This is a genomic window from Mesorhizobium sp. M5C.F.Ca.IN.020.32.2.1 (assembly GCF_004023105.1).
Taxonomy (GTDB): Bacteria; Pseudomonadota; Alphaproteobacteria; order Rhizobiales; family Rhizobiaceae; genus Mesorhizobium; species Mesorhizobium wenxiniae.
Genome location: NZ_RZSX01000030.1, coordinates 1 through 2,653 on the forward strand (window position 1 = coordinate 1; position 2,653 = coordinate 2,653).

Below are 2,653 nucleotides of genomic sequence, written 5' to 3' on the forward strand. Positions count from 1 at the left end.
CAGGTGCTGATCGGGCTGATCCTCTTCTTCATCGAAATCGTGAAATCGACGCGCACGTCGAACGCCTCGATCATGGACCACCTGTTGTCGACCTTCGTCTTCGTGGCGTTCCTGGTCGAGTTCCTGCTGGTGAAGGGCGCGGCGCACTCGGTTTTCTTCACACTGATGGTCATCACACTGGTCGACGTCCTGGCCGGCTTCTCGGTGTCGATGCGAGCGGCCACTCGTGACATAAACATGGGCTAGAGGGGCCCGGCCTCAACAGCGCCGATGATGGCGCCGGCCTCGTCGCGGATCAGCACCCGCCGGCGACGGGCAGGACACGCCCGCGCCGGCACGTCGGAGACGCCGGCGATTTTCAGATAGGTTATCGAAGATTAGAGCGCAGTGCGACGCGCAAAGGACGGTCTGCAATTTGAATCGCGCAAGCTTCTTTCCGGAAACCGATTCCGGCTTCCAGCATTATGCGCTGCGAACCAGCCCTATTTTTTCTTGGCGCGCGCCGGCTTCTTCACCGGAGCAGCCGGCGCATTGGCGAGGTCTTCCGCTTCCTTGGCGAGGCGGAGCGCCCTCAGTTTGTTGGTCTTTATCTGGCGGGCGTCGCTCTCGGCGACATATTCCGCCATCGCCTTCTGGCGAACCGTGGCTGCCTCTTCCTGCTTTTTGAAACGCAAATCGGCCCGCGCGCGGGCAGTATCCTTAGAGTTCTCAACCAAGGGCTTTTCCAATCCCGTAAATTATAGTTTTCATTCCTTTGATAGCAGAGCCGACCTGCAATGGGGAAAATAAGTTGGTCAGGCGCGGGAATCGCACTTGGCGCCCGGCGCCTTTCGGGCGGCAACCGCCTCATATCCGGCCTGCAGGGTGGCACGCACGGTAGCCTCCGGGGGCGTGTCGGAAGGCGTGCCCAGATGTTCGTGGCGCAGTTCGTCCATGAACTTTTCCCACATCGGCGGGCCACCCTTCTCCAGAAGCTCGGCGCGGATCGAGAGCTCCTCGCTGACAGGCAGCCAGACGCGACCCCAGGCGCCGAGATGCGCCAGGATCGGCACCAGCGTGATCGCCATTTCAGTCAGGCTGTAGATTGCCTTCTGCTTGTGGGTGGGATCGTCCGCCCTGGTCAGCATGCCGAGCTCCATCAGCCGCTTCAGCCGATCAGCGAGTATGTTGGAAGCGATTCCTTCCAGCGACCCGTTGAGCAGGTCGCGAAAGTGGCGTTTGCCGCCGAAAATCACGTCGCGAAGGATGATCAGGCTCCACCGGTCGCCAAACACTTCAAGCGACAGGTTGATCGGGCACCCAGACCGGCGATCAATGCTCATGCGATTCTCCGAAAGAAACCGGTTGCATTATCATATCAGTCTTATTATCGTGCAACTGATTGCAAAAAGCAATCGGTTTTAGGAGGAGACTGCGAAGATGACAAAGGAAGTGGAACCGGAAATCGCGTCCCAGACATTTGGCGATCCCGCGCACCCACCGATGCTGCTGATCATGGGTGCCATGGCTTCGATGCTCTGGTGGCCGGAGGCGTTCTGCCGGAAATTGGCCGGCAAGGGTCTGTTCGTGATCCGCTATGACAATCGCGATACCGGCCGCTCGACCAAATATGCGCCGGGCGAACCGCCTTACACTTTCGACGACATGGCGGACGACGCCATCCGCGTCCTAGACAGTTATGGCATCGCGAAAGCGCATGTGGCCGGCATGTCGATGGGCGGCATGATCGCGCAGCTTGTGGCGCTGAAGCATCAGTCGCGGGTCATCTCGCTTACGGCGATCAGCACTTCGCCAATCGGGATCGACACGTCGCATCTGCCAGCCATGACCGACGCCTACGTGAAGCATTCCGCCAAAGGCGCGAAAGTCGACTGGTCGAACCGTGACCAGGTGGTCGACTTCATGGTCAAGGACGCGCACGCAATCGCCGGCACCGCGCATCTATTCGACGAGAAGCTGACGAGGGCGTTCGTCGAACAGGATTACGACCGATCCGGCGGCTTCTTGAGCGCGACCAATCACTTCCTGCTCACGAGCGGTGAAGATCGGGGCGGTGAAGATCGGGGCGGCGAAGATCGGGGCGGCGAAGACTGGAGGGGTCGCCTGGACGAGTTGAAGGTTCCGCTCCTCGTTATCCACGGCACAGCGGATCCGATTTTTCCGGTCGAGCATGGCGCCGCCCTTGCCGAAGCAGTTGCCGGCGCAAGCCTTGTCCGCATCGAGGGCGGCGGCCATGAACTGCATCCCGACGACTGGGCCGCGATCGTTGATGCCATCGTCACCCATAGCCAAGCCAAATAGGCGCTGAGCCGGACCTTGACACACTATCTCCGTGACAATAGTTAAGTAGATGCTTCAGTGTCTGGCTCTCTGTAAAACACGCAGCGGCGAACCACCAAAGGAACGAGCGAAACAATGTCCTACTTCAAGCTCTTCCCCTACAACAACGGTTAAGTCCGATGCTGCAAGATAGCGCCCAGCTCGACCTGATGTTCCAGGCGCTCGCCGACCCGGCGCGGCGGCACATGGTGGAGCGGCTGTCGTGCGGCCCCGCCTCGGTCAGCCAGTTGGCCGAGCCGCTTGCGATGTCGCTGTCGGCGGTCGTCCAGCACCTGAACGTGCTGGAGGCGAGCGGGCTCGGCCGCCCCGGAAA

The 2,653-nt window shown here is 60.5% G+C and carries 3 protein-coding genes and 2 pseudogenes; 3 read left to right on the forward strand and 2 right to left on the reverse strand.

Annotated elements, in window-relative coordinates:
• Nucleotides 1-246, forward strand: a pseudogene (locus EOA86_RS02705) (hypothetical protein); the annotation flags it as partial.
• Nucleotides 247-482: 236 nt separating this feature from the next.
• On the opposite strand, the gene EOA86_RS02710 reads toward EOA86_RS02705, so the two are convergent.
• Both EOA86_RS02710 and EOA86_RS02715 read right to left on the reverse strand, forming a co-directional pair.
• Nucleotides 483-716 (reverse strand): hypothetical protein, encoded by a 234-nt coding sequence (locus EOA86_RS02710; RefSeq protein ID WP_029348749.1) that lies wholly within the window; start codon nucleotides 714-716, stop codon nucleotides 483-485.
• Between the two features lie 78 nt (nucleotides 717-794).
• Nucleotides 795-1,322, reverse strand: a complete 528-nt coding sequence (locus EOA86_RS02715) for a helix-turn-helix domain-containing protein (RefSeq protein WP_127211056.1) — start codon at nucleotides 1,320-1,322, stop codon at nucleotides 795-797.
• A gap of 97 nt (nucleotides 1,323-1,419) precedes the next feature.
• Between EOA86_RS02715 and EOA86_RS02720 the strand changes: the two genes are divergently transcribed.
• Both EOA86_RS02720 and EOA86_RS39890 read left to right on the forward strand, forming a co-directional pair.
• The gene (locus tag EOA86_RS02720; protein WP_128340637.1) at nucleotides 1,420-2,301 is read left to right on the forward strand and encodes an alpha/beta hydrolase; all 882 of its coding nucleotides are present in this window, start codon (nucleotides 1,420-1,422) and stop codon (nucleotides 2,299-2,301) included.
• A 158-nt stretch (nucleotides 2,302-2,459) separates the two neighbouring features.
• Nucleotides 2,460-2,653, forward strand: a pseudogene (locus EOA86_RS39890) (metalloregulator ArsR/SmtB family transcription factor); the annotation flags it as partial.

Coding starts and splice junctions, on each gene's coding strand:
- EOA86_RS02720 (WP_128340637.1), top strand. CDS start 1,420: ATGACAAAGGAAGTGGAACCGGAAATCGCGTCCCAGACATTTGGCGAT.
- EOA86_RS02715 (WP_127211056.1), bottom strand. CDS start 1,322: ATGAGCATTGATCGCCGGTCTGGGTGCCCGATCAACCTGTCGCTTGAA.